The sequence below is a fragment of the Puia sp. genome (assembly GCF_035546395.1).
In the GTDB taxonomy this organism is placed as follows: domain Bacteria; phylum Bacteroidota; class Bacteroidia; order Chitinophagales; family Chitinophagaceae; genus Puia.
This window is the reverse complement of the sequence record NZ_DASZXR010000019.1, coordinates 1,088,248-1,112,081: the sequence shown is the minus strand read 5'-3', so window position 1 is coordinate 1,112,081 and position 23,834 is coordinate 1,088,248. Positions and strand designations below refer to the sequence as shown.

Below are 23,834 nucleotides of genomic sequence, written 5' to 3'. Positions count from 1 at the left end.
TTAAAATTTGATCGTTGCGCCCAAGAGGAATGTCTTTGCCGCGGGATAGGTAGCGTAGTCGATGCCCAGCGACTGGTTACCGCTCACATTTTTGGTGGTATTCACCAACGGATCGTAGCCGGAGTAATTCGTGATGGTAAACAGATTCTGAGCACTTACGTATAAGGTGAACGATTGCATCCAGGGCAGTTGCCGGAAACTAAAAGTATTTCCCAAACGCAGATTGGCGAGACGGAGGAAATCCGATTTCTCCCTGTACAGAGACGAAACGGTTACCTGGTTGCCAGGGTTTGCGTTGGCGTCGACAAATTTTTTCAGCACGTTGCGGTCTGCGGCCAGGTTGTTGATGCCGAGCTCGAGCGCGGTGTTGTTAAACAGGTACCCACCGGTTTGTCCGATGAGGGAGACCCCCAGGTCGAGGGTCTTATACCGCAACTGGCTATTGAAGCCGAAGTTGAATTTGGGAATGGCCCCCGAGAAGATCTCCCGGTCATCCGCATTGATAATGCCATCCTTGTTTTTATCTTCAAAGATATCCTTCCCCTGTTTATCGTAGCCCAGGTGCTTTAAGATAAAGAAGGAGCCGGCCGCATAGCCATTCGTATAGATGTTGGCATTCACACCGGAAAGTCCCGGACCTGAGATGCTCCCGGAAAATAATTGGGAGATCGGAAGGCCTTTGAGGGTGTTTTTCAGTGTAGACCCGTTGACATCAACCGTCCATGACAGGTCCTTCGTGTTGATCAGCTGCGATCCCAGGGTAAACTCAAAACCCTTGTTAACGATCTGGCCGGCCACATTCTTCCATACGGTACTGGTGGGGCTTAATGGTTCCGAAGGAATGTTCAGGATCGGGTCTTTTGTGGTTTTGTCGTAATACTCCAATGAGCCGTACAGTTTGTTCCTGAAAAGCTCGAAGTCGACACCGATATTGTATTGTTCCACCAGCTCCCATTTCAAATCCGGGTTGGCGGTACGGTTCACGGTAACGCCATTTACCAGGTTCGTGCCATCCAGGTAATATCCGGAGGCCGCCGATAAGGTATAGCTGGCCTGGGTAATTTTGTTGGGTACTTCCTGGTTGCCCGTTTGACCCCAGCTGGCGCGCAGCTTCAGGTTCCTGATCGCCGGGATATTTTTAATAAAAGACTCGTGGGTGAGGTTCCAACCTGCTGCAAATGACGGGAAGTAACCATATTTGTTATTTGCGCCAAAACGGGTAGACCCGTCAGCGCGAAGGGACGCGGTAAACAGAAACCGGTTGTCGTAGCTGTAGTTCACGCGTCCGAAGTAAGACTGGAGTTCGTTCTCCTGGGCATAACCGCTGGGGCTGGTGGGCGTACCGGAATAGCCCGGGTTATACATCGGTGGTACACCCGTATTTTGGGCAGCAATGTTCTGCATGCCGAAAGCGGTACCGGCGAAATTGAACTTTTGATAGGAAAAGCCACCCAAGAGATCCACCTGGTGCTGTTGAATGGAGAGATTATAGGTGAGGTAATGTTCCAGCAATGTAGTCAATGACTTCAGATCGTTTTGGACGTAGGCGCCCTGGGGGGTACGGTCGGTAACGTTCGGGTACATGGTGGTATTACGCTCCGAAGTCGTTTTGTCGAGTCCCAGGTTAAAACGGTAGTTCAATCCCGGCAACAAGCGCAAACTAGCTTCCACATTGCCCAATACCCGGAAAGTATTTGTCCTGTCATCATATACGCTAAGTACATAGAGCGGATTGAACAGCTGGATCATCTTGAAATTGGTATAGTTGTGGGCAGAGTCGAAGATGGTCCTGGTGGGATTGGCCATCAGGGCATACATCATGAACTGGCCATCCGAACCGGCCGTATTCCCGTTAGGGATACCCGTTTCATCGATATTGCTGGCGGTGAGGTTCATTTTAACGACCAACCGTTTGTTATCGAAGAAGGACTCTTCGGCATTCAACCTGGCCGTAGTCCTGTTGAAGTCGCTTTTCTTTATAATGCCATTTTGATCGAGGCGGGAAAGCGACGCCGTAAAGCTGCCGGTGGCCGTATTCTTCGAGAACGACAGGTTGTGGTTTTGAATGAAGCCGTTGCGGAAGATCGCGTCCTGCCAATCGGTATTTCCGCCATGGTCAAACGCCGGGCTTTGAATGGCCTTCCGGTACTCCGATGCAGAAAGGATATCCATCTTTTTGATAACCCTGGACGTACCAACATACGTATCATAGGATAAGGAGGGATCCCCCTTTTTACCATGTTTGGTTGTAATGAGCACTACCCCGTTGGAACCCCGGGCGCCATAGATGGCTGCCGCAGAAGCATCCTTCAGTACGGTGATGGTCTCGATATCACTGGTATTCAGAAAATTCAACGGATTCTTTGCGTCCGTGCTACCCAACCCCAGGTCAGGGCTGCTTGCGCTGACGTTATCGTTGCTGAGGGGCACGCCGTCTACCACAAACAAGGGTGTGCTGCCGCTACGGATAGAGCCTACCCCACGGATGAAGACATCCACACCTGCACCGGGTTCGCCGCTCGACTGCATGATGCGGACACCCGACACTTTGCCCTGGAGCATATTGTCCGCGGAAATGGTAACTCCTTGTCTTATATTATCCGCCTTTAATTGTGTCAATGCGCCGGTGACGTCGGCTTTGGTGCGACTACCATACCCCACGACCACCACTTCGCCCAATTGACTGTTGCCAATGGCCATGGTCACCCGTAAGGACGTGCCGCTTACCGTTACTTCCTGATCGCTGTAACCGACAACGGTGATCATGAGTTTCTCGCCGTCGGCCGCCGGCAGCGTAAATTCTCCTTTTTCATTTGTTGTCGTCGTCTTTTTTGTAGAAAGCGACTTAACTGTGGCGCCGGAAATCGGCGTGCCATCGGGTCCAACCACGGTTCCTTTGACCGGCTCGAGTGAGGCGGCCCGGTGATGCGCGTAGTGGTTGGGTGTATCAGCCCGGGAATAGCCAATACACGACAACCAAACTCCTACCATAAATAGAAATCGAATGCTCATAAGTTAACTGTTTTAAGTTTCTATATGCGCATACACAAAATGGCAGGGGAACCCCTAGTGAGTAACAATTTGGTAATACAGGGACTATCAGTAGCCGGGATTCTGGATGAGGCCCGGGTTCAGGACCCGTTCGCCGGATGGAATGGGGAAGATGCGTTTGTTGGGATCGGCATCCGTCTTGTATCCCCAGGAGCCCTCAAATTTTCCAAACCGGATGAGATCGATGCGGCGGGTATTTTCCCAGTTAAGCTCCAGGGCCCGCTCCTTCAGCATGGCGTCGAGATCCAGCGTGGCCAGGGGTGTTGCCTTGCGGGCTGTTCGCAGCTGGTTGACGATCGAAAGTGCGGTTGTGTTATCGGTGGGCGTGGCGCCGCGGAGAATGGCCTCGGCCTTCATCAATAAGATGTCCGCATACCGGAATACGGGGACATCATTACTCTGATTGCGATCGGTGGCCGTGACATCCGGATAGTATTTGATGTTCCGGATGCCTTTGGCTTTGCCGAGCTCATCACCGCCTACTTCGAACTTGTCGACATCGCGGAGTGTAACGTCGGGTGTAAAAGTAAGCTGATAATCCACCGGCGTGCCGGCGTCGGAGCCGGTGTAGGTGTTGTCGAGACCGACCTTGGTGGTGTTGATGACGATCGGGTTGCCGGAAAAATCGTATTGTTTGCCGGTGAGCCAGAGGGTGGTCCGTACGTCGGCGGAATCACTGAACTGGGCGTAGTAGGACGGGATGGTGCTGACGGGGTTGCTCAGGCGGTAAGACAGGCCGTATTTTTTTTGGAGGGCAGGGTGCAGGGAATACCAGTTGAACTGTTCGCCCTGAGCGCTGGCATGATCGTAGGGAATGGCGAGAATGAACTCGGTCATCTGCGGACCATTGTCGGGGTAGAACATCTTTGCGTAATCGGTGGCCAGACTGTACTTGCCGGACCGGATGACGCTATCGCAGTAGGTCACCACGTCCTTGTACCGGGGCTTGCCGGTGTAGACTTCGGCATTGAGATACAATCTGGCCAGCAGGGCATAGGCGGTGTACGCGTTGGGCCGGCCGTATTGGGTCGCATCGGTAGCGGCGCCCAGCAGGGGCAGAACGGATTTAACCTCTGATTCGATAAAGTTGAATACTTCCGACCGGGTTTTCTGCACGGGTTTTGCCGTATCGCCGAATGTGGTGGGGACTGGGATGTTCCCATAGGCGTCCATCATAAAATAGAATAGCAAGGCCCGCAGGGTCCGGATCTCGGCGGCGGCGCGAGTCCGGGCGGGGCTGTCCTTGGAAGAGGCGAAGAGGGCCAGTACCTGGTTACAGGTACTGATCGTGGAAAAACCCCAGGTCCAGGTATCCCCCACGATGGGATTATCGGGCGTCCAGCTGTGATAGTGCATCTGCTGGTAGCGGCCGCCGTCATACCAGCCACCCGCGCGACTGGGGAGGATCGCTTCATCGGTGCTCAGCGTTTGTGACTGCCAGTAGGCCAGGCAATAGCTGCCGCGGAAGCCCACGTAGGCCGGACCGGCGGCGAGGATGAATTGCTCGTCGGTGGTGGGGAAGGTTGCGGGCGTCAGCTGATTTTCGACGGGTACGTCTGTTTTGGTGCAGGCGCCCAGGAGAAGAATGCCCGCCAGCCTGGTGATGTATTTTGATAGTTTCATTTGTGCGTTGTTTAAAAGTCAAGGTCCAGGCCGACCAGGAAGGCCCGGGTGCGGGGATAATAATCCTTGTTGTCGACGCCCGGCGTAAGGCCGGCGGGTGGGGTAAGGCCGCTGAGCGATACCTCGGGGTCGATGCCGCGATACCTGGTAATAATGGCCAGGTTGTTACCGGCTACATAGAGGCGCAGGCTGCGCATCCCTTTAAAAAAGGACGAGAAGGTATATCCCAGCGTTATATTGTCGAGACGCCAATAGGAGGCGTTTTCCACGTAGCGGTTGGAATAGATATAGGCGCTGATGTCCCTGGACGATTCGTTGGCAGAGAACACCGGCAGATTGTAGTTGGTGACCTCGTCGGGGCGATTGAGATCGGCCAGGGTGGCATTCATGACCCTGGCTCCGAGGAAGGCCCTTACGAAGATGTTGCAATCAAAGCCTTTCCAGGCGAGGTTGTTGCCCCAACTGAGCTGTACTTTCGGCTGTGCATTGCCAGCATAGTGGTAGTCCACGAAATTCCTGGGTGCGAGGGTGATCTTGCCGGTCGCATCGTAGAATTGGGAGACACCGGCCGCATTCTTGCCGGCATAGCTGAAGGTGAAGAACTGCCCCACGGGTTTGCCGGACTTGATGATCTGTACATAGGAACCTGTCTGACCCTGACCGCCGGGAGAAGCCTCGAAGATGGAGTCGAGCTTGAAGATGTTGTTGGACAGGGAGACCAATTTGTTGTCATTATGCGCGAGGCTGAGAAAGGTCGCCCACTGGAAGGACGCGCCTTTGACCGGTGTGGCGTCGACGGTGAGTTCGAACCCTTTATTGGAAATGGAACCGACATTGGCGGTATAGGTGGACACAAAATACCGGATCGTAGAAACGGGGTAATACCAGATGAGATTGCTGGTGAGTTTGTTATAGTATTCAATGCCGGCTTTGATCCGGCCTTTTAGCAGGGCGAGTTCGACACCGGTGTTGAACATGGCCGTCTTTTCCCATTTGAGATCGGGGTTGGCATTTTGAGAGGGGCCGATGGCGTTGACGAAGTTTCCGTTGTAATAGAACGCCCCGACGGAGCTGTATTGAACTTTCGAGATGAGCGGATCGAAGCCGAGGGAGTTCCCGGTGACCCCATAGCTGATGCGTGCTTTCAGGTCGCTGAACAGGGATTGGTATTTGAGGAAGGATTCGTCGATGGCGCGCCAGGCGAAGGAGGCGGCGGGGAAGGTAGCCCAGCGATTGTTGACGCCGAAGGCGGAGGAAGCGTCGCGGCGCAGCGAGAGCTGCAGCAGGTATCGGTCCTTGTAGCTGTACTTTGCGCGGGTGTAGAAGGAGATCAGCCGGAGTTTCTGATATTGATTGACACCCCAGTCGTTGCGGTAATTGCCGGCGGGGCTGCCGAGGCCGATGTTGGTGTAGCCGAGGGCGTCGGTAGGGAAGTCCTGGTTGCTTGCCTGGAAGCCATCGCCGGTCACGTCTTCCTGCCAGCTGTACCCCCCCAGTACGTTGACGTCGTGGTCGCCTCTTCGCCTGGCAAAGGTGAGGAAGGTCTCGATCATTTTCTTCGAGCTCTCATAGGAAGATCGATAGGCCTGGCCGTTTGTGCCTGTCTTGAGGGCATACTGGCTGGTGTAGTAGGTTCCGCTATTGTCCTGCCCGACCTGGGAGGTGAGGTTGACATCGTATTTGAAGCCGAGGGGGAGGATGAGCCGGGCCGTTCCGTTGAGGAGCGTGGTCTTATTCTTCAAATTCTGCCAGGCGTTGTTCTGTAGCGAAACGGGGTTGTAGTATTGCACCCGCTGGAGATTTTCCGTGTATGTTCCGTCCGCCTTATATACGGGCACGGTCGGAAGATAGCGGAGCATATTGTATAGAATGATGGGCTGGTCAGGCAGCAGATAGGAATTGGTGGCGGCCGTGCTGACGGATATCCCCAGCTTCAGATGGTTGTTTAGGACACGTTGTTCGACGCCGGCGCGGCCGATAAGCCGGTTGAGACCGGTATTGCGCAGTATCCCCTTGCTGTCGAAGTAATTGACCGAGGCATTGTAGGTGAGGTTGTTCGAGCCGCCGCTGAGGGAAACGTGTTGATTATGGGACAGGGCGGTTTGGGTGACGGCTTGCTGCCAGTCGGTATTGGCGCCCTGGTCGTCGGAGGGATCGAGGGCGAGGCTGTTCCTTGCGAGGTAGGCTTTGAGTTGGCCGGCAGTCATCATACGGATCTTTCGGGCCACCTTTTCCACCGAGGCATAGTTGTTGACGCTGACCAGGGTCTGCGCCTGGCGGGCCTTTTTTGTCGTGATCATGATCACCCCATTGGAGGCCCTTGTGCCATAGATCGCGGTCGCCGAAGCGTCTTTCAGTACTTCGATGGCGGAGATGTCGTCCGGCGATACCAGGCGGATATCAGCGCCGGGTACTTCGTCGATGACATAGAAGGGTTCCTGTGCAGGGCCGGGGCGCAGGGTGGAGGGGCCACGAAGGATTATCGACGGGGCGCCGTTTGGGTCACCCGAGCGGGCAATGGTGAGACCTGCCACTTTGCCCTGGAGCAGTTGTGCGGGGCTGTTGAAATTGCCCTTGTTGAACTCCGAACTTTGGACGGTGCTGATTGCGCTGGTGAGCAGCTTGCGTGACTGGCGGCCATAGCCGACGACGACGACTTCGCCCAGGTCGGCCCCGGCCTTGTACAGGGTATCGGTGATGGTGTCTGCGGGTGTTTCGGCAACTGCGTGAGAGCTGCCGGGTTTCTTTTGATAGTTGGGATCGGCGGTAAGCACGACCAGGTTTCCTTTGAACGACCAGTTCAATGGGCTGTTGGCGAATATCTTGTCGAGGACCTGGCTGGCCGTGACGTCTTTTAGCTGGAAATCGATCTCTTTACCATACAGCGCGAGATTGTTCTCGTTGTAGGAGAAATACAGGCCATAGGTTTTTTCGAGTTGGGCAAAGGCCTGACGGAGATTGGCGTGCCGGAAACGGACGGTTGCTTTTTTGCCGCTATCCTGGGCATAGAGACCCTGGTTTGCGGCTAACACAATCCATATGAAGAGCCATTTTTTCATTTTATGAGGATGCGGTTAGGCCCGGGGGTGAAGTGAACGCCTGCCGTGAGGGCGAGGATGTCGAGGGCATCGGTAAGGTTTTTGTTGGCGAGCTGGGTGGTGATGAGGATGTTCTCTTCGGACGGGTTGCTGTATCGGAACCGGACTCCATAGTAGCGTTCCAATTCTTCGGTTACTTCTTTGAGGGGTTGCCGGTGGAAGGTGAGGATGCCATTGCGCCAGGCGCCGATGGATGAGGGGTCGAGGTCGGTTATCGCGGAGTTTCGGGTTAGGGTGTCGTATTGGAGGATCTGGCCGGGGGCGAGGGATGTGGCGGGTGTCGTTGCGTTCAGCACCTGGACTTTGCCGCTGGCTACTGCTATTGCGATGGTCGCCTCACCGGGGTAGTAGCGAACATTGAACTCGGTGCCGATATCCCGGGTGGAAAGAGCGCCGGTAACGACGGTAAATGGCCGGCGCTGATCGTGTCTCACGACGAAGTAGGCTTCTCCTTCGAGTTGAACGAGGCGGTCGTGGCCGTCCTTCCGGTCATAGCGGAGTGTACCGGCAGGTCCCAGGTAGACGCGGGTGCTGTCGGGCAGGGCGATCTCGCGGCGATGACCGGGATCGTTGTGCCAGGAAAGCCATTGGGTAGCGGCGCTACGGTCCTGCGGGCCGGAGAGCCGGGGAAGAAGCAGCCGGAGGCTGATCGCAGCCAATAGGATGACCGCGGCAGTGGCTGTCATCCGGCGGATGATGCGTGGGGGCGTCCTGTGTTTGGGTGTACTATAGGCAGCGCGAAATTTCCTGTACCGGCCTTCCATGCCGGGAAGCGGTGGGAACTGCCGGCCGTCCAGGGTCTCCCATTCCTCCTGCATGAATTTATCCAGGCTATCTCTATAGGCTTCATCGTGGAGGAATTCCCTTATCTGCAGCAACTGGTTCCGGGAACAGTTTCCTTCCAGGTAATCGAGTAATAATTGCCGATCGACTTCTTTCGGGGCCATAGATATGCTTTTCTATATGTTCATACACGGCTTGGCGGCCAAACCCCCAGTGGTAACATTTATTTAATACGGAGCTACAGGATAATTGAGGTAAGGTATTGAAGCATCGCTACCCGGAGCTGTTTCAGCGCGGCCCCGATATGGTTCTCCACTGTCTTGGGGGAGATGTCGAGTTTCCGGGCGATCTCTTTGTAGCTGAGGTGTTCATTACGGTGGAGCAAAAAGATGAGGCGGCGTTGGGGCGGCAGCTCGGAGACGCTGTTGTGATAGACGGTCTCCAACTCTTTGGAAAGAACGGGGTCATACTGAGAGGAGGCGTCTTTGCTTTTGCTATCTGCGACACCGGCCGGCAGGGTTTCCAGGGAAAGCAGGCCGTCGATCTTCCGCTGCCAGCGATTGACAAGGTGGTTGCGGGTTGCTGTAAAGAGGTAATTCTCAAATGTTTCAGCGGCGGTAATAGCCGACTTCTTCTCCCAGATGCGGGCCAATACATCCATGGCCAGTTCTTCTGCCCAGAATTCATCTTTTATATAGCGGAGTGCGTAGCGAAAGAGCCGGGGGTAATAGTAATGAAATACCTTTTCGAATGCCTTTTCGTCGTTTTGCAGCCAGCAGTTGATCTGGTTCTGAATATCCATCTTCATTTATCACGGATTTCGGCGTGCAAAATAGGCAGGATATGTGAACTGAATATTACCATCGCGTCATTCGGTACGCAATGACTTCACCGGATCGGCCAGGGCGGCTTTCATCGCCTGGAAGCCGACCGTGAGAAGCGCTATCCCGATGGCTGCGGCGCCCGCCGCGACAAACGACAAGGCGCTGAGGGGCGTCCGGTAGGCGAAGCTTTGGAGCCAGCCGTGCATAAAGTACGCCGCCAGGGGCGTGGCGATCAACAGGGCGAGGAGGATGAGCCAAACGATCTCTTTGCATAAAAGGAGCATGATGCCGGAAACGGTGGCGCCCAGTACCTTGCGGATGCCGATCTCGCGGGTGCGCCGTTCCGTGGAGAAAATGGCCAGGCCGAGGAGGCCGAGGCAGGAGATGAAAACGGTGATGGCCATCGCGGTATTGGTCAAACGTAGGGTCCGAAGGTCGTCCGCATACATATTGGCGATGCTGTCGTCGAGGAAAGAATAGTCAAACGGCGCCCGGGGGAAGACGGTCTTCCAGTCCTTTTCGATGACGGAGATGAGGTTCTTCAGGTCGCCGGCGGTTATGCCCTTTGTGGCGATCCTGACGGCGATGGCGGTCTCTCTGGCGGGATCGTGTTGGATCACGACCGGCGAGGTCGCGCGATGAAAAGAGTTTTCGTAAAAATCGGCCACCACTCCCACTACGGGGTACGAATCGAACGGACTGACCATCACTTCCCGGCCAATGACCTTGCTCACATCGGCAAAACCCAATGCACGGGCACAGGTCTCCGTGATCAGCAGTTCCCTGGTACTATCGCCCGGAAGGAAATTTCGCCCGGCGACCAGCTTCATCCCATAAAAAGGGACGTAATCTTCGCCCCCGAAATGGAAGGATATTTCGGTTGGCTGCTCATGGCTGTTCTTCAGCCCGCCGCCGCCAAAACTCGAATGCATCAGGCCAATGGGCGGCCTGAACTCCCTGATCACCTGTCTTACGCCTGCCAGTTGCCGGATCTTGTCCGCCATTACCGCTATGTTGCCCGTCTCTACCACGGCCTGTTGCCGGCCCCTATCCTTGTCCGAATGGAAAGCCATGATGGCCGGCCTGTTGTCACGCGGAGGGCTGAGCGTGAGGACGGCATCGGTGTTGAAACCCAGTTTCGCATGCAGGGCGTATCGCAGCTGCGAACCGATGACGAGGGACGATATGATAAACAACAGCGAGATGGTAAATTGGAAGACGATAAGTCCCTTGCGCAATGCGCCTTTTCCGCCGCCCGGCAAGGCAGTAATCCCCTTCAGGGTAACGGTGGGCTGATAGTTGCCCAGCAGCTTTGCGGGATAGAAGCCAGCAAGAAAGGTGGTCGCCGTGATCACCAACAATAAAAATACCAGCGTCGCACCATTCAACCGAAAATGAACTCCCGATGGGATCAGATCGGCGAACAGCCCAAACACGGGCCTTACCATCAGTGCGGCAAGAGCGACTGCGGCTACCGTCACGAGGAGGGTCTCGGTAAAAAATTGCACGGCGATGCCGGCCCTGCTGCTCCCCATCACCTTTCGGACACCGATCTCCCGCGCTCTTTGCATGGATTGCGCCGTCGACAAATTGACAAAATTGATAATGGCAAGCATGAGGATAAAGCCTGCCACGGCCATGAGGGTGTATAAGACCGGCAGGCTGGCCTTTCTGCCTGTACCGCCATATTCCTGATGAAAATGAATGCCCGACAGCGGTTGCAACCGGGCGGTGAATGCCGGGAGGGTGCCGGCGTGCCGCTTGATAAAGGAGGTAAATTGCGCATCGATCTGCGAAGGCCTGACCCCCTTTGCAAGTTTGATCATAACCTGGCTGGAACGATTCATTTCGTTCCACTTGTCCAGGGGTATCTCATTCTTCAGGAAACTTACAGGGATCGTTGTATAGGAGATCCATTGCTTAAAATTAAAATCGCTGTTGCCCGGCCAATCGGCGACGATCCCTGTTACCGTGGTCACCAGCGAATCCCTGTAAACGATGGTCCGGCCGATGATGCTATCCGGGTCCTGATCGTCAAAGTATTCCCTGGCCTTTCTTGCGGTCAGCACGACCGAATTGGGCATGGCCAGGGAGGTCGCGGCATTCCCGCTCAACCAGCGGTAGCGGAAGATGTCGAAATATTGTGGCTCCGCGATCGCGAGGCTGGCGTCGTCGGCGAAGCTCTTCGGGCGTTCGTTGTGGTCGCCGGGTATCGTCACGCCGGCGGCATAGGTCTGGAAGGCGGCCACGGTCTGAAAGCCGGTCATTTCCCGGCGCATGGCGTCCGGCATAGGACCGGGTACGCAATTCCAATGGAAGCTGCGCATCCCCGCATCCACGCAAAAGATGCGGTCCCGGTCGGGATGAAAGGTATCAAAACTAAGTTCGTAGCCGGCGATCAAATAAATGACCAAACAAACACAAATGCCCAAGGCCAATCCGAGGACATTGACCAGGGTGTATAGCTTGTTGCGGACCAGGGTGCGCCAAGCCAGCGTCCAATAGCTTTTAAACATAATACCGTATTAAATGGAGGTGATGTGATCCCATGTGATCACAACGCGGGGCGAATCCATAATTAATTTACCGGTATTTTATGAGATCGGCCTATTTTCCGAAGCGCTCATTCACCAACTCTGCATTGATCATGGCGCCGGCCCGATTGCCCGCGGCAACGGCATTGGCGACCGACCGCAAGGGGGAGGAATTGTCCCCGCCCGCAAAGACGCCGGGGATGGTCGTCTTTTGCATTTCGTCGATCTTAATGTGGCCGGTTGCGGTCATTTCGCAACCCAGGGATGCGGGGATGGGGCAATGTTGTTCGAAGGGGATGGCGGCATACATCACGTCCAGGTTCAATGTCGTTCCATCGGCAAATAATACCCTGTCGATCACGCCGTTCCGATGCACTATCTCCGAGAGCGTTCGGTCCATTATGGGGATACCCGCATGCCGCAATTTGTCCGATTGGTCTTTTGTAAAAGCCGGCTCACCGTTGGTCAGGATCGTTCGATGGCCGTTGGTGAGATTGCTGATGAGACCGGCCAGGTGGAAGGCCCTGTCGCCGTTTGCCAATATAGCCGTGTTCTTACCGCGATATTCGTAACCATGGCAATAGGGGCAATGGATGACCGACTTGCCCCAGCAGTCGGCGAAGCCTTTGACCGGCGGGAAGAGGTCCTTGAGGCCTGTTGCGATCATCAGTTTTGTGGCCTGGTATCGTTCGCCGGTTTGCAATAGTATTTCGAAGCCGTCTTCGACGTTTTGCGCAGCGGTCGCCAGGCCATTGACGAACTGTACGGTGTCGTAACGCATCACCTGATCCTTGCCGAGGGCCGCGATGCCGGCCGGAACGGCGCCGTCCTGGGTAAGAAAGTTTTGGGAATGGGGGGTATAGCGGTTGCAAGGCAGGCCGCTATCGATCACCAATACTTTGCGCAGCGAGCGGCCGAGCGCCATCGCGGCGGACAGTCCCGCGTAGCTTCCGCCGATGATAATTACTTCGAAAGAACTTCCTGATGTCATTTGAAATGCTTTTTTAATGGATGATCCGGGTACAAAAGTAGGGATTTATTTGCAACCTTGTTGCATTTATGGTTTTCTCACTTTGTCGTGATCCTCCCGTTGCATTGTCGCTTTTACACAGCATGAAATCCTGAACTATTTTTTTTCTTTGTACGGTCATTAAAATTCTAACCGACCTAAACAACGTTTTATGAAAAGAGTATTATTCATCGTCCTGGTGCTTTTTACCGTTTCCCAGTCGTACGGACAGCAGAGTCAGGCCAGAGAGAGTGGGTATATACCTGTCAACGGCATCAACTTGTATTACGAAGTATATGGCCAGGGGAGGCCGCTTGTCTTACTTCATGGGGCTTTTATGTCCATTGCCATGAACTGGGGGCAATTGATCCCTGAATTGTCAAAAACACGAAAGGTAATTGCCATTGAGATGCAGGGGCATGGCCACACCGCCTATTCGGACAGAAAATTTGACCTGGCTACTTTCGCCAGCGATGTGGAGGGAGTGATGGATCATTTAAAGGTCGACAGCGCGGATGTCGTTGGATACAGCATGGGGGGATCCGTGGCGTATCAGCTGGCCATACGGAGCCCCAAAAGGATAACCAAACTGGTGATCATTTCTTCTACCTACAAAAGTACCGGCTGGACGGCCCAGACAAGGGATGCGTTTAAAGGTATGAAGACGGAATTTTTGGTGAATTCTCCTTTGAAAGAGGCCTACGAAGCCGCAGCGCCTGACAAAACGAAATGGACAAAATTCCTGGAGCAGATGATTGCTTTTATCAAGGAGCCATTCGATATGGGCGATGCCAACGTTGCGAAGATCACTGCGCCGGTATTACTTATTTCCGGCGACAATGACGGACTGGATAAGATCGAGCTGGCAAAAACCTATCAGCTGCTGGGGGGTGGTATCTCTGCCGATCTGGCGCCGATGCCGAAATCACAATTAGCTATTGTTCCTTCGCAGAGCCATGTGAGCGTGATGATGCAGACGGATGTGATATTGGGTTATCTGAACGGCTTTTTAAAGTAATCGGCGGCTGCGGGGCAGAAAACTTGGAAAAAACTTGCGCAAGTGGATACTTGCGCATATATTTGCAAGCAAATAATTGCAGATTATATGCGTCGCGACATTTTCCACGCCATAGCAGACCCTACGCGCAGGAGCATTCTCATTCTGCTGGCTTCGCAGGCGATGACTCCCAATGCCATCGCCGAGCACTTCAAAACGACCCGCCAGGCTGTTTCGCAACATATACAGGTCCTCGCCGAATGCGAGGCCGTCCAGCAGCGGCGCGACGGCCGGGAGATCTATTATCACTTCAATCCAACAAAAATGAAAGAGGTGGATCAATGGTTGGAACAGATACGCCAACAGTTTGAGCAAAGCTTCAGCCAATTGGACGATCTATTGCCCGATCTATAAAATTAACTAATTATGAAACAAGCCATTATGAAGCACGAAGCCGAAATTACCAAGGACCTGTCCGGAAAAAAGATCGTCGTCACCCGCGCGTTCGATGCGCCGCTGGAGAAGATCTGGCGGGCCTTCACCCAGCGGGAGATACTGGACAAATGGTGGGCGCCCAAACCCTGGGGAATCGAGACGAAGACCCTCGACTTCAAACCCGGCGGCATTTGGCATTTTTTCATGTTCGACCAGGCCGGTACGCGGTATTGGTGGAGGGTGGACTATCTAACGATCGACCCGCAGCGCGCCATTACTACCACCGGCGGGCCCAGCGATGAAAATGCCCAATTTACGGGCGGCCTCCCTTCTATGCAGAGACTTACAGAATTCGCGGTCAGCGCGACGGGTACAGTGGTCAGTATAACGATAAAATTCGAGAACGAAAGCGATCTCGAAAAGATGGCCGGATCGGGAATGCTCGAGGGTACCGCGGCGGTGTTCAACAACCTCGAAGAGCTGCTTGCGGCCAATGCCATCTGATGACACCCGCCTCCTTGCGTCTTTGCTACCTGCCTAAATGCCTTCTCGATAAAACACTCTATTATGAAACGATTGCTTCTTTGTATCGGTCTGTACCTGCCCCTGGCGGGTCTTGCCCAGCCGGCCTCTTCGCCGCTCCGCCCGTTTATTGCTTTTGGCGACTCGGTGATCGCGCTGACGCATTGTACGCTCGCCGACGTCATCGCGGTGAAGGCGGTGCCGGATCAGACCGTCATCCTCCGCGGCGGGGTCATCACCGCAATCGGGGCCTCAGCCGGCACTACTATCCCGGAGGGAGCCCGGGTGGTGGATTGCACGGGTAAATCGCTGCTGCCCGGCCTGGTGCTGATGCACGAACACATGTATTACCCGGCGTATAGCATGGACCCATTCTATGTCCATTTCAAGCAGTTGCCCGTCACGTTTCCCAAGCTGTACCTGGCCTGCGGGGCGACGACAGTGCGTACCGCGGGAAGCATCGAACCCTTTTCCGATCTGGCGCTGAAGCGGGATATCGATGGGGGAAGGATCGCCGGTCCCTCAATGGATATCACGGCGCCCTATATGGAAAACAAAGGAGGTTTTGCGCCGCAGATCCATGAACTCAGCGGACCGGAAGAGGCGAAGGCTTTTGTCAACTTCTGGGCGGACGAGGGCTTCACGTCGTTCAAGGCGTATATGATGCTCGACAAACCGACGCTCAAGGCGGCCATCGATGCCGCACATGCCCGCGGGCTGAAAGTCACCGGCCATCTTTGTGCCGTCACCTACCGCGAGGCCGCCGAGCTGGGCATCGACCAGTTGGAGCATGGCTTCTTCGCCGCTACCGACTTCGTTCCGGGAAAAAAGGAGAACCAATGTCCGGCCGCCGCGGACCTGCTGGCAACGGTGGGCGCCGATTCACCGGCCGTGAAGCAGCTTATCGCCTACCTGGTCAGCCATAAGATCATCGTCACCTCTACACTGGCCGTTTTTCAATCGTATATGCCCGGCGATACGCTTTACCGGCCGGAGGTATTGGAGGCGATGGCGCCGGATACGCGCGAGATGTTCCTGAAATATTATACCAAAATGAGGAGTCCGGGCGGTGAGGGACAGATGGAAAAGGAAATGCGGATGGAAAAGCAATTTTCCGATGCGGGCGGTCTGCTGACCGCGGGTACGGACCCGACCGGCAACGGCGGCGTGTTGGCGGGCTATGGCAGCCAGACGACCATCGAGCTGCTGGTAAAAGCCGGTTTCACCCCTCTGCAGGCGATCCGGATCGCGACCTATAATGGAGCCAAGGCGCTGGGGATGGAAAACACGATCGGGTCGGTGCAGGTGGGAAAACGAGCAGATCTGGTCGTCGTCGACGGGGATATTTCCAGGGATATCACGAATATCCGCCGGGTCCAATGGGTGTTCAAGAAAGGGGTCGCTTTTGATTCGAAGAAACTTTTCGATAACGTGAAGGGGCAGGTAGGGAAATTCTGATTATCTTCTTCGTCTATTTACTGACAATCCGGTTGCCGCAGGGTTCTATGAGCAGCTGGGATTTCAGCGCATGCAGGGTCATAAAGTGAGTCATGTGCTTGGCCTGGGAGCGGGAGATGGCAAAATATAAAATTAATATTCGCCAATAAAGCGTACATTACAGGGTTATTTTCTTGCCTTCGCAACATTTTTATCTATTATTTATTTTCTTATGACCATCGAGCAGATAGAGCGATTCATTGGCAACCACCCGGAGTATTCCTCGAAGATCACGCTCAAGGCGAGAACGGTAGAGGGCCTGTTTATCCGGGCGCCGGATTTTTTGGAATTGAAGAAAAAGAATTTCTGGCGTATCGTTTCGGTGAACAAAATGCAGGAATACCGGCAATCGAAGGATGTCAACCTATCCCGCATCTTCAATGGCCAGGAATTCGTCAAGATTGCCTCTAATGGTTAAGAAATGACTATCAAGGTCTCCAATATCAGCCTGAATACGACCGACTCGGAACTAAGGAGATTGTTCTTTCAATATGGCAATGTCGATTATGCAAAGGTGCATAGAAACTCATTGAATGGCCGATCGTTAAAGAGTGGAGAGGTATGCATGCCGGTATTGGCGCAAGCCAGGCAGGCGATAGTTTCTCTTGACCAGACGGTCCTCGATGGAAAGATCATTTCTGTAAGCGAGCTTCCCTCGGGTCTTTTTTGAGGATTTAGCGGTAGCCGTAACATACGGCGTTAATGTTCATGCCGGCGCCAACCGAAGCAAATAGAATGAGATCGCCTTTTTTCAACTCACATCCGGGCAGGGCTGATTTCCTTACGAGGTCGAATAATGTCGGGATAGTGGCGACCGAACTATTGCCTAACCACTGAATGCACATGGGCATGACATTTTGAGGCGGCTCGACAATACCATATAGGCCGTAGAACGCTTTCACTATCGCTTCGTCCATTTTTTCATTTGCCTGGTGAATAAATATGGCTTTAAGGCTTTCGATAGGATGACCAGACTTGTCCAGGCAGTCTTTCATAGCCGTGGGAACGTGGCGTAATGCGTATTCATATACTTTACGTCCTTTCATTTTCAGATACCGGGCGTGTGGAAATTTTTCGGGATGCAGCGGATTCCCCATGTGTATATAATCCGTTTCCTCTCCGCAGTCGGAGCGAACGTTCATCGACAAAAGGCCAAGAGCCCCGTCGTTCACTTCTTCATAGCTGAGCACGATAGCCCCCGCGCCATCTGAAAAGATCATACTGTCCCGATCGTTGGGATCGAGGACGCGGGAAAGGGTATCGGCGCCGATGATCAATGCCGTTCTCGCCATTCCCGCTTTGAAGAAGGCGTCCGCGTGTATCATACCCTGCAGCCAGCCGGGACAGCCAAATACCAGGTCATAGGGAACACAGGAGGGATTGGATATCCCCAATTGTCTTTTTACTCTCGATGCGAGGGATGGGACTAATTCAGGAGATGCCGAACCGCGTTTCATGTCGCCGAAGTTATGGGCGACGATGATCTGGTCAAGTTTTTCCTTATCAATGCCGCTGTCAGAAATGGCCTTTTCGGCTGCTTTTGCGGCCAGGTGCGATGCTGAGAGCCCGACGGGGGCATATCGCCGCTCGAAGATACCCGTGATCTTTGCGAATTTCTCTATGATCCTGGCAGATGTGTTCTCTTCCGGCGCTCCGTTCGGGGAATAAAATTCGTGAGACAGGAAATCGCTGTTATGGATTATGTGTTCGGGGATATAAGCGCCGGAACCCGTTATGATTGAACGATACATAGTTATTCATTCGAGTCAGGGTATCTTGGTAACGCCAACGGCGTTCCAGCCCTTCGGACCTCTTTCCACGGTGAAATTAACCCGATCACCTTCCTCAGGGCGATAGGTAGCCTGGTTGATATGAAAGAAGACCTTTTCACCATTGTCCTGAAGGATAAAGCCGAAGCCCTTGCTCCCGTCAAAATAGTCGATCTTGCCTTCTTTCAGCGGATCCTCCGATGTGTCCCTTTTTGGCACGCCGATGTCGATATCTTCCGCGTTTACCGGTTTTCTCTTTCCAGGATCAGGTGGAGTAGAGGTAATGTTGCCGTTCTCGTCGACATAGGCCAGCATCTCGTCCAAAGGCTTCCCTTTGGACTGGTTGGCCCGACGTTCTTCCATTTTTTCGCGTTTTTCGCGTTTTTCCTTTTGACGCTGCTTTTCCTTTTCCCGCTTACCGGATGTTCCTTTGGGTCTCGCCATAGATTTCAGTATGATTGACTTGTGGCCTTCTACCACCTGTTGTTCCTGGATCCGCCGCCGCTATTTCCGCGGGAGGGTCTTTCTTCCCTGGGCCTCGCCTCGACCACTTTTATATTGCGCCCCTCGACCGTAGCGTCGTTCAGCTCCGCCATCGCCTTCTTTGCGGCCGCCTCGTCCTTCATTTCGACGAAACCAAATCCGCGGGACTGTCCGGTAGCCTTGTCGGTGATGATCCTGGCGGAGGCGACTTCACCGTATGGCGTAAAAAATTCCCTCAGGTCGTCATCCTGAACATTGAAACCAAGATTGGAAACATACAAATTCATGCAGTAATTATTAAAAATGATAAGAAAATTGCAAATATCAGGACGGAAAGGTACCCTTTAATTTCGGCATTATAGCCAATATTTTGATAAAACAGAATGAACTGCCGATCCTGTCACCGATTTACTGCGAAGATCACCTTTATCCGGGTTCCGTTCTTTGTTTCGATACTGAAGGTACCGCCCAGGTCGTCCGTGAGGCCCTGCAATAGCTCCATCCCCATCGTGGCACCGATCCCGGACTCGAAATCGGTGGGGAGGCCGCGGCCATTGTCGGCGATGCTCAGCAGGATCTGGGAATCGGAAATATGCGAAAGGGAGACGGATATCTGTCCCTCTGAGGAATCTGAAAATGCATATTTGATGGAATTGGTGATCGCCTCGTTCAGAATAAGGCCTAATGTAATGGCGGAGGCGTGATCGAGTGCGATGTGTTCAATCTGCAGCGAGAACGTGATATTTCCCCGGATCCCATAGCTTTCCCGGAGATATTCCACCAGCTCGTAGATGTATTCGGGCATATGAATGGTGGAGAGGGTGTCGGACTGGTACAACTTCTGGTGAATGATCGACATGGAATGGATCCGGTGCTGGCTTTCCTTTATGGCAGACAATGCATCCTTGCTTTTCAGGTAGCTGGACTGGATCTCGAGCAGGCTGGCTACGGTGTGAAAGTTGTTCTTCACCCGGTGATGGATCTCTTTGACGAGCCATTCCTTGTCCCTGACCAACTGCTCCAGCGCGAGGTTCTTTTCATTGATCTCCCTGTTCGCCTTTTGCTTGTTCCGGTATTGAAAATAGACCAGCCCGGTAATGATCACCATGGCAAGAATGCCGGCGAGGGTGACCTCTTTTGTGATCTCCGACTGACGCAAGGTGGCCTGCTGCACCTTGTCCTTCTGCTCCAGGAGCTGGATATTCTTGTTTTTCGCCTCCGTTTCGTATTGAATCTGCAGTTCGGTATATTGGTTGATCTTTTGAAGGTTGAACATGCTGTCGTCCACCAATTCCGCTAATTTATACTCGCGCATCGCACTGCGATGATCGCCTTCGCTCGAATCGATCCTGGATAGCATCAGATGGATCCGGCCTGCATGAAAGATATTGGTCGAGTCCGTATATATCTTTGCCCTTTTAAAGTACTTTTTTGCCCGATCGGGGTGGCCCAGGTCCATATAGAAGGTGGCCATGTCCATATTGGACGTAAATAACTTGTCGTCCCCCTCCTTATCGTGCCGGATGGAATCCATCAGGGGAAGCATGATCGCATAATATTTCGCGGCAGAGTCGTTTTGGTTCAGCCGGTGATACGTATATCCCAGGAAATAAGCGATATGAAATCTGTTGTCCGCCGAAACGGGCGGATAATCATGAATCGTTGATAAAACCGCGTCAAGCGCCTGTTGCGGATGGCCAAATTTTGAAAGATTCAGGCATACCGCGCTCAATTGATGATACCAAAGCCTTTTCTCTTTATTTTCCGGCTCCTGCCGGAGGGCTTTGAGCAGCCATTCCAACGCCTTGGGGTAGTTATCAAACCGGGCATAGATATTTGCCATCCCTCCATAGATAAAATTTGAAAAGGCGAGGTCGTGGTTTGCCTCCATTGTGGCGATGGCCGCTCTGAGATCCGCAAATACACTCGCATAGTCCCCCGTCGTATAGTCCAAATAGGCGAGAACGTCATAATTATAGTGAAGGTGCCTGAAGCCGATCCGCTTTTCCAACTCCGTGACCTGAAGCAATTGCTTCTTCACGGTATCGAACTTCCTGAATACGAAGTCTATTTCATAGATGCGCGTCATCATCTCGATCTCCCCTACCGTGTCGCGCAGCTGCCGGGACAGTTGCAGGGCCTCGTGAAGATCGCTTTCTTTATCCGCATCCCTGTAGCCGGCGTAGGTGCCGCGATTCGCCAATGCCCGGAACAATAGAGCGCGATCATTCGTCTTCCGGGCAAGTTCCACGGCTTCGGTAAAACATCGTTCGCTGTTTGGGGCGTCGTTGCTTTGCAAGTAGTATCTGCCCAGGGCTGCCAGCGCTGCGTGCCGGTAGTAGCTATCTTTTGCCGCTTCCGCCTCCCGCCGGGCTGCTTGTAAGAGACCAAAGGCGCTGTCGAGATCTTTTTTGCCGGCGCCCGACCGGAATAAGAAATAACTCCCTTTTTGCAGCAGCTGTTTTATGTTGCCCGTGGGCCCTTTTACATTAGTCCTCGTCGTAATAGAGTGAATAGGGCAAGTGTTCGGCTTCGCTGACCATAATGGCGGCACTGTCCATGTCGAGCTGCCCTTGCATGCTGAAGAACAAAAAGGAGGTGGTCAGTTTTAGCTGGAGGCGTTGACGCGGATCGTCCTGGCCAAAGGAAGGTACAACTGCCGCGATGTGCACTACGAAAGCGATCAAAAGCGGATATTTTGCCTTCATTTGACCTCCTTAAGTAAAGTTGACCCTCCGCTCTATTCCCAACTTCTTCATTCTTGAATTCAGGGTGCTGACATTGATATCGAGAATTTCAGCCGCACCGCCCTTTCCCGATACCTTCCAATTACAGCTTTCCAAAACGGCCAGGATGTGGTCCCGCTCATTCTCCATCATCGTCTTAAACCCATCCTTGCCGCCCGTGGGGGATGCCAGTCCTTTTGGGATCTCGATGGACTCGATGACGGCCGTCTTTGCCATGACCAGGTTACGCTGAATGGTATTCTCCAATTCGCGGATATTCCCCGGCCAGTGATACTGCATCAATGTATCCAGCGCTCCCGGCGAAAGTACCGGGGTCGGTCTTTCCTGCTCGTTGCCGTACTTTCTCAGGAAATAATTGGCCAATAGCGGGATGTCCTCTTTTCTTTCCCGCAGGGACGGCAGGGTTAATGGGAAGACGTTCAGCCGGTAGTACAAATCGATGCGAAACCGGCCGGCCGCGACTTCCTCCTCCAGATCTTTATTGGTGGCGGCCAAAATCCGGACGTTGATCGTTTTGGGTTTTCCGCCGATGGGTTCGATTTCCCGTTCCTGCAGGACGCGCAGGAATTTTACCTGCAATTCGAGGGGCAGTTCGCCGACCTCATCGAGGAAGATGGTGCCTCCATCTGCCAGCTCAAATTTTCCTTCGCGCTTTGCGGTGGCCCCTGTAAAGGAACCTTTTTCATGGCCGAACAGATCGGACTCGATCAGATTGGCCGGGAGCGTGCCGCAGTTGACGACGACAAACGGCCTATGGCGCCGCGCAGAGAGTTTATGGATGGCCTGGGCGATGACCTCTTTTCCCGTACCGCTTTCGCCCAGTATCAGCACCGAGGTGTCCTGGGGGCCGACCATTTGAGCCTGCTGCAGTGCGGCCATAAATTTTGGGCTCTTGCCGACCATGTTACTAAATTCCGGAGCCAGGGCAACCGGTCCCGGCTTTTGTGATGGGTCGTCCCCGGTTTTCTTTGGGAAACGCTGGTCATGGAGATACAAGGCTACGTCCAGCATTATCAGAACATCCTTTGCGCGAAATGGTTTCACCATAAAGCCATAGGGCTTTGTGGGCTTTGCCTGTTCCAGTATCTGCCGGTTCGAATTCGCTGACAGGTAGACGAAAGCCAGATTTCTTTCGCTTAGTATGCGACCCAGATGGATGCCGGTGCCTTCGCCCTGGAGAAAAATATCCACCAATACCAGGTCGGGCTTTTCCTGTTCGATGATGGACAATGCGGCGTTGACCGAGCGCGCGATGGAACAAACCGCATATCCCGCGCTGGTGAGAATGACATTAAGGCTTTTTGCCTCAATAAATTGATCTTCTACTATGAGAATTTTCGCTTTCACTTCGAAGTGAGTTTGTATTGGGTTTCATTTCGCGATAACCGCCATTAAAAATACTACACATTCGCTGAGAAACCATAAAACACTCCTACACAAATCTTTAGTGACGAAATCATTTCAATAATTGTTGCTATATCGACAATTGTCCGTTGCTTTTGAAAACTAAAATGCTGCAAACGAATCATCTAATAATCCGGCATGCGGGTTGTGATTGTCCTACACACACTAAAAAATAAATTATGAAGATCGTAGTCATTGGAGGATCCGGGCTTATCGGAACGAAGGTAGTCGCACAGCTCAGGAATCGCGGTCACGAGGTCATTGTCGGTTCGCCGAACACCGGCATCAATAGTATTACCGGGGAAGGATTGGCGGAAGCCATGAATAAAACGGATGTTGTCATCGACCTGGCGAACTCGCCGTCCTGGGAGGACAAGGCCGTACTGGATTTTTTTCAGACGTCAGGGCGTAATCTTCTGGCCGCCGAGGCGAACGCGGGGGTGAAGCACCATGTGGCGCTGTCTATCGTCGGGGTCGACCTCATGCAAAATATCGGGTATATGCGGGCGAAGAAAGCACAGGAAGACGTGATAACCTCCTCCGGAAGGCCGTATACGATAATCCGGAGCACGCAATTCTTCGAATTCCTTGGCGGCATTGCCGACCAGGCGACGGCCGAAAAGGAAGTGCATCTTTCCGATGTAGACTTTCAACCGATCGCTTCCGACGACGTGGCGTCCTTTGTGGCTAGTTTTTCCCTGGCTGCGCCGGTCAATGGCCGGGTGGAGATCGCCGGTCCTGAACGATTCAAGATGTATGAGATCGTGACGCGTTATCTGCAACGGTTAGGCGATCCCCGCCGGGTGATCGCGAACGGCAGGCCCCAGTACTATGGCGGAGAGATCAGCCATTCGGCGCTGGTTCCGGCGGGACATGCGGAGCTGGGCGCTATCGACTTTGAAAAATGGATGGCCGGCCAAATGAAAAAAGCCTAACGGCAAAGGGCCTGCTATCTGTCGAAACGAAGATGACGGGTGTCAGTTTGCCGAGGCTGTTGTAACGGGACTGCACTTTCCACCTGTTCGTGCACAAGGATATCCCTACGCCGGCGTACCATC

General features: G+C 53.6%; 20 protein-coding genes. 7 read left to right on the top strand and 13 right to left on the bottom strand.

Annotation, left to right across the window (positions count from 1 at the left end; genetic code table 11):
• The 7 genes from VHE34_RS30925 to VHE34_RS30895 all read right to left on the bottom strand — a co-directional run bounded on the left by VHE34_RS30925 (position 1) and on the right by VHE34_RS30895 (position 12,904).
• Positions 1-3,012, bottom strand: a complete 3,012-nt coding sequence (locus VHE34_RS30925; RefSeq protein WP_325595446.1) for a SusC/RagA family TonB-linked outer membrane protein — start codon at positions 3,010-3,012, stop codon at positions 1-3.
• A gap of 87 nt (positions 3,013-3,099) precedes the next feature.
• Positions 3,100-4,674, bottom strand: coding sequence for a RagB/SusD family nutrient uptake outer membrane protein (locus VHE34_RS30920; RefSeq protein ID WP_325595444.1), 1,575 nt, complete (start codon positions 4,672-4,674; stop codon positions 3,100-3,102).
• A gap of 11 nt (positions 4,675-4,685) precedes the next feature.
• A complete protein-coding gene (locus tag VHE34_RS30915; protein WP_325595442.1) occupies positions 4,686-7,733 on the bottom strand; it encodes a SusC/RagA family TonB-linked outer membrane protein in 3,048 nt (1,015 codons plus the stop codon).
• Positions 7,730-8,719, bottom strand: a complete 990-nt coding sequence (locus VHE34_RS30910; RefSeq protein WP_325595440.1) for a FecR family protein — start codon at positions 8,717-8,719, stop codon at positions 7,730-7,732. Before VHE34_RS30910 ends, VHE34_RS30915 begins: the two co-directional genes overlap by 4 nt.
• A 74-nt stretch (positions 8,720-8,793) precedes the next feature.
• On the bottom strand, positions 8,794-9,363 hold the full coding sequence (locus tag VHE34_RS30905; RefSeq protein ID WP_325595438.1) for an RNA polymerase sigma-70 factor: 570 nt from the start codon (positions 9,361-9,363) through the stop codon (positions 8,794-8,796).
• A 60-nt stretch (positions 9,364-9,423) separates the two neighbouring features.
• Complete coding sequence (locus VHE34_RS30900) at positions 9,424-11,895, bottom strand: ABC transporter permease (protein ID WP_325595436.1); 2,472 nt, start codon at positions 11,893-11,895, stop codon at positions 9,424-9,426.
• Positions 11,896-11,986: 91 nt separating this feature from the next.
• Positions 11,987-12,904, bottom strand: coding sequence for an NAD(P)/FAD-dependent oxidoreductase (locus VHE34_RS30895; protein WP_325595434.1), 918 nt, complete (start codon positions 12,902-12,904; stop codon positions 11,987-11,989).
• A 190-nt stretch (positions 12,905-13,094) separates the two neighbouring features.
• Between VHE34_RS30895 and VHE34_RS30890 the strand changes: the two genes are divergently transcribed.
• The 6 genes from VHE34_RS30890 (at position 13,095) to VHE34_RS30865 (ending at position 17,043) form a co-directional block, all read left to right on the top strand.
• On the top strand, positions 13,095-13,940 hold the full coding sequence (locus VHE34_RS30890; protein WP_325595432.1) for an alpha/beta hydrolase: 846 nt from the start codon (positions 13,095-13,097) through the stop codon (positions 13,938-13,940).
• 87 nt (positions 13,941-14,027) lie between these two features.
• Entirely contained in the window at positions 14,028-14,333 is a 306-nt protein-coding gene (locus VHE34_RS30885) for a metalloregulator ArsR/SmtB family transcription factor (RefSeq protein ID WP_325595430.1), read from the top strand.
• A gap of 12 nt (positions 14,334-14,345) precedes the next feature.
• Positions 14,346-14,858: an SRPBCC family protein gene (locus VHE34_RS30880; protein WP_325595428.1), complete on the top strand. Its 513-nt coding sequence runs from the start codon at positions 14,346-14,348 to the stop codon at positions 14,856-14,858.
• 63 nt (positions 14,859-14,921) lie between these two features.
• The gene (locus VHE34_RS30875) at positions 14,922-16,334 is read left to right on the top strand and encodes an amidohydrolase family protein (RefSeq protein WP_325595426.1); all 1,413 of its coding nucleotides are present in this window, start codon (positions 14,922-14,924) and stop codon (positions 16,332-16,334) included.
• 211 nt (positions 16,335-16,545) lie between these two features.
• Positions 16,546-16,791 (top strand): short-chain dehydrogenase, encoded by a 246-nt coding sequence (locus tag VHE34_RS30870; protein WP_325595424.1) that lies wholly within the window; start codon positions 16,546-16,548, stop codon positions 16,789-16,791.
• Positions 16,792-16,794: 3 nt separating this feature from the next.
• Positions 16,795-17,043 carry an RNA-binding protein gene (locus VHE34_RS30865; RefSeq protein ID WP_325595423.1) on the top strand — a complete coding sequence of 83 codons (249 nt, stop codon included), beginning with the start codon at positions 16,795-16,797 and terminating at the stop codon, positions 17,041-17,043.
• Positions 17,044-17,047: 4 nt separating this feature from the next.
• Here VHE34_RS30865 and VHE34_RS30860 read toward each other — a convergent pair whose 3' ends face one another.
• The 6 genes from VHE34_RS30860 to VHE34_RS30835 form a co-directional block, all read right to left on the bottom strand.
• Entirely contained in the window at positions 17,048-18,124 is a 1,077-nt protein-coding gene (locus VHE34_RS30860) for a ketoacyl-ACP synthase III (RefSeq protein WP_325595421.1), read from the bottom strand.
• A gap of 15 nt (positions 18,125-18,139) precedes the next feature.
• Positions 18,140-18,586 (bottom strand): cold shock domain-containing protein, encoded by a 447-nt coding sequence (locus VHE34_RS30855; RefSeq protein ID WP_325595418.1) that lies wholly within the window; start codon positions 18,584-18,586, stop codon positions 18,140-18,142.
• Between the two features lie 29 nt (positions 18,587-18,615).
• Positions 18,616-18,912 carry an RNA-binding protein gene (locus VHE34_RS30850; protein ID WP_325595416.1) on the bottom strand — a complete coding sequence of 99 codons (297 nt, stop codon included), beginning with the start codon at positions 18,910-18,912 and terminating at the stop codon, positions 18,616-18,618.
• A gap of 113 nt (positions 18,913-19,025) precedes the next feature.
• Positions 19,026-21,179: a sensor histidine kinase gene (locus VHE34_RS30845; RefSeq protein ID WP_325595414.1), complete on the bottom strand. Its 2,154-nt coding sequence runs from the start codon at positions 21,177-21,179 to the stop codon at positions 19,026-19,028.
• Positions 21,115-21,312 (bottom strand): hypothetical protein, encoded by a 198-nt coding sequence (locus VHE34_RS30840; RefSeq protein WP_325595412.1) that lies wholly within the window; start codon positions 21,310-21,312, stop codon positions 21,115-21,117. Before VHE34_RS30840 ends, VHE34_RS30845 begins: the two co-directional genes overlap by 65 nt.
• A gap of 30 nt (positions 21,313-21,342) precedes the next feature.
• The gene (locus VHE34_RS30835; protein WP_325595410.1) at positions 21,343-22,719 is read right to left on the bottom strand and encodes a sigma-54 dependent transcriptional regulator; all 1,377 of its coding nucleotides are present in this window, start codon (positions 22,717-22,719) and stop codon (positions 21,343-21,345) included.
• Positions 22,720-22,955: 236 nt separating this feature from the next.
• On the opposite strand from VHE34_RS30835, the gene VHE34_RS30830 reads away from it, so the two are divergent.
• The gene (locus VHE34_RS30830) at positions 22,956-23,711 is read left to right on the top strand and encodes an SDR family oxidoreductase (RefSeq protein ID WP_325595408.1); all 756 of its coding nucleotides are present in this window, start codon (positions 22,956-22,958) and stop codon (positions 23,709-23,711) included.
• Positions 23,712-23,834: the final 123 nt, after the last annotated feature.

What these genes read in the sequence shown, in the direction of transcription:
- VHE34_RS30905 (WP_325595438.1), bottom strand. Translation starts at nt 9,363, where the DNA reads ATGAAGATGGATATTCAGAACCAGATCAACTGCTGGCTGCAAAACGAC.
- VHE34_RS30860 (WP_325595421.1), bottom strand. Translation starts at nt 18,124, where the DNA reads ATGTATCGTTCAATCATAACGGGTTCCGGCGCTTATATCCCCGAACAC.
- VHE34_RS30875 (WP_325595426.1), top strand. Translation starts at nt 14,922, where the DNA reads ATGAAACGATTGCTTCTTTGTATCGGTCTGTACCTGCCCCTGGCGGGT.
- VHE34_RS30855 (WP_325595418.1), bottom strand. Translation starts at nt 18,586, where the DNA reads ATGGCGAGACCCAAAGGAACATCCGGTAAGCGGGAAAAGGAAAAGCAG.
- VHE34_RS30915 (WP_325595442.1), bottom strand. Translation starts at nt 7,733, where the DNA reads ATGAAAAAATGGCTCTTCATATGGATTGTGTTAGCCGCAAACCAGGGT.
- VHE34_RS30900 (WP_325595436.1), bottom strand. Translation starts at nt 11,895, where the DNA reads ATGTTTAAAAGCTATTGGACGCTGGCTTGGCGCACCCTGGTCCGCAAC.
- VHE34_RS30870 (WP_325595424.1), top strand. Translation starts at nt 16,546, where the DNA reads ATGACCATCGAGCAGATAGAGCGATTCATTGGCAACCACCCGGAGTAT.
- VHE34_RS30865 (WP_325595423.1), top strand. Translation starts at nt 16,795, where the DNA reads ATGACTATCAAGGTCTCCAATATCAGCCTGAATACGACCGACTCGGAA.
- VHE34_RS30920 (WP_325595444.1), bottom strand. Translation starts at nt 4,674, where the DNA reads ATGAAACTATCAAAATACATCACCAGGCTGGCGGGCATTCTTCTCCTG.
- VHE34_RS30850 (WP_325595416.1), bottom strand. Translation starts at nt 18,912, where the DNA reads ATGAATTTGTATGTTTCCAATCTTGGTTTCAATGTTCAGGATGACGAC.
- VHE34_RS30925 (WP_325595446.1), bottom strand. Translation starts at nt 3,012, where the DNA reads ATGAGCATTCGATTTCTATTTATGGTAGGAGTTTGGTTGTCGTGTATT.
- VHE34_RS30885 (WP_325595430.1), top strand. Translation starts at nt 14,028, where the DNA reads ATGCGTCGCGACATTTTCCACGCCATAGCAGACCCTACGCGCAGGAGC.
- VHE34_RS30830 (WP_325595408.1), top strand. Translation starts at nt 22,956, where the DNA reads ATGAAGATCGTAGTCATTGGAGGATCCGGGCTTATCGGAACGAAGGTA.
- VHE34_RS30890 (WP_325595432.1), top strand. Translation starts at nt 13,095, where the DNA reads ATGAAAAGAGTATTATTCATCGTCCTGGTGCTTTTTACCGTTTCCCAG.
- VHE34_RS30895 (WP_325595434.1), bottom strand. Translation starts at nt 12,904, where the DNA reads ATGACATCAGGAAGTTCTTTCGAAGTAATTATCATCGGCGGAAGCTAC.
- VHE34_RS30910 (WP_325595440.1), bottom strand. Translation starts at nt 8,719, where the DNA reads ATGGCCCCGAAAGAAGTCGATCGGCAATTATTACTCGATTACCTGGAA.
- VHE34_RS30880 (WP_325595428.1), top strand. Translation starts at nt 14,346, where the DNA reads ATGAAACAAGCCATTATGAAGCACGAAGCCGAAATTACCAAGGACCTG.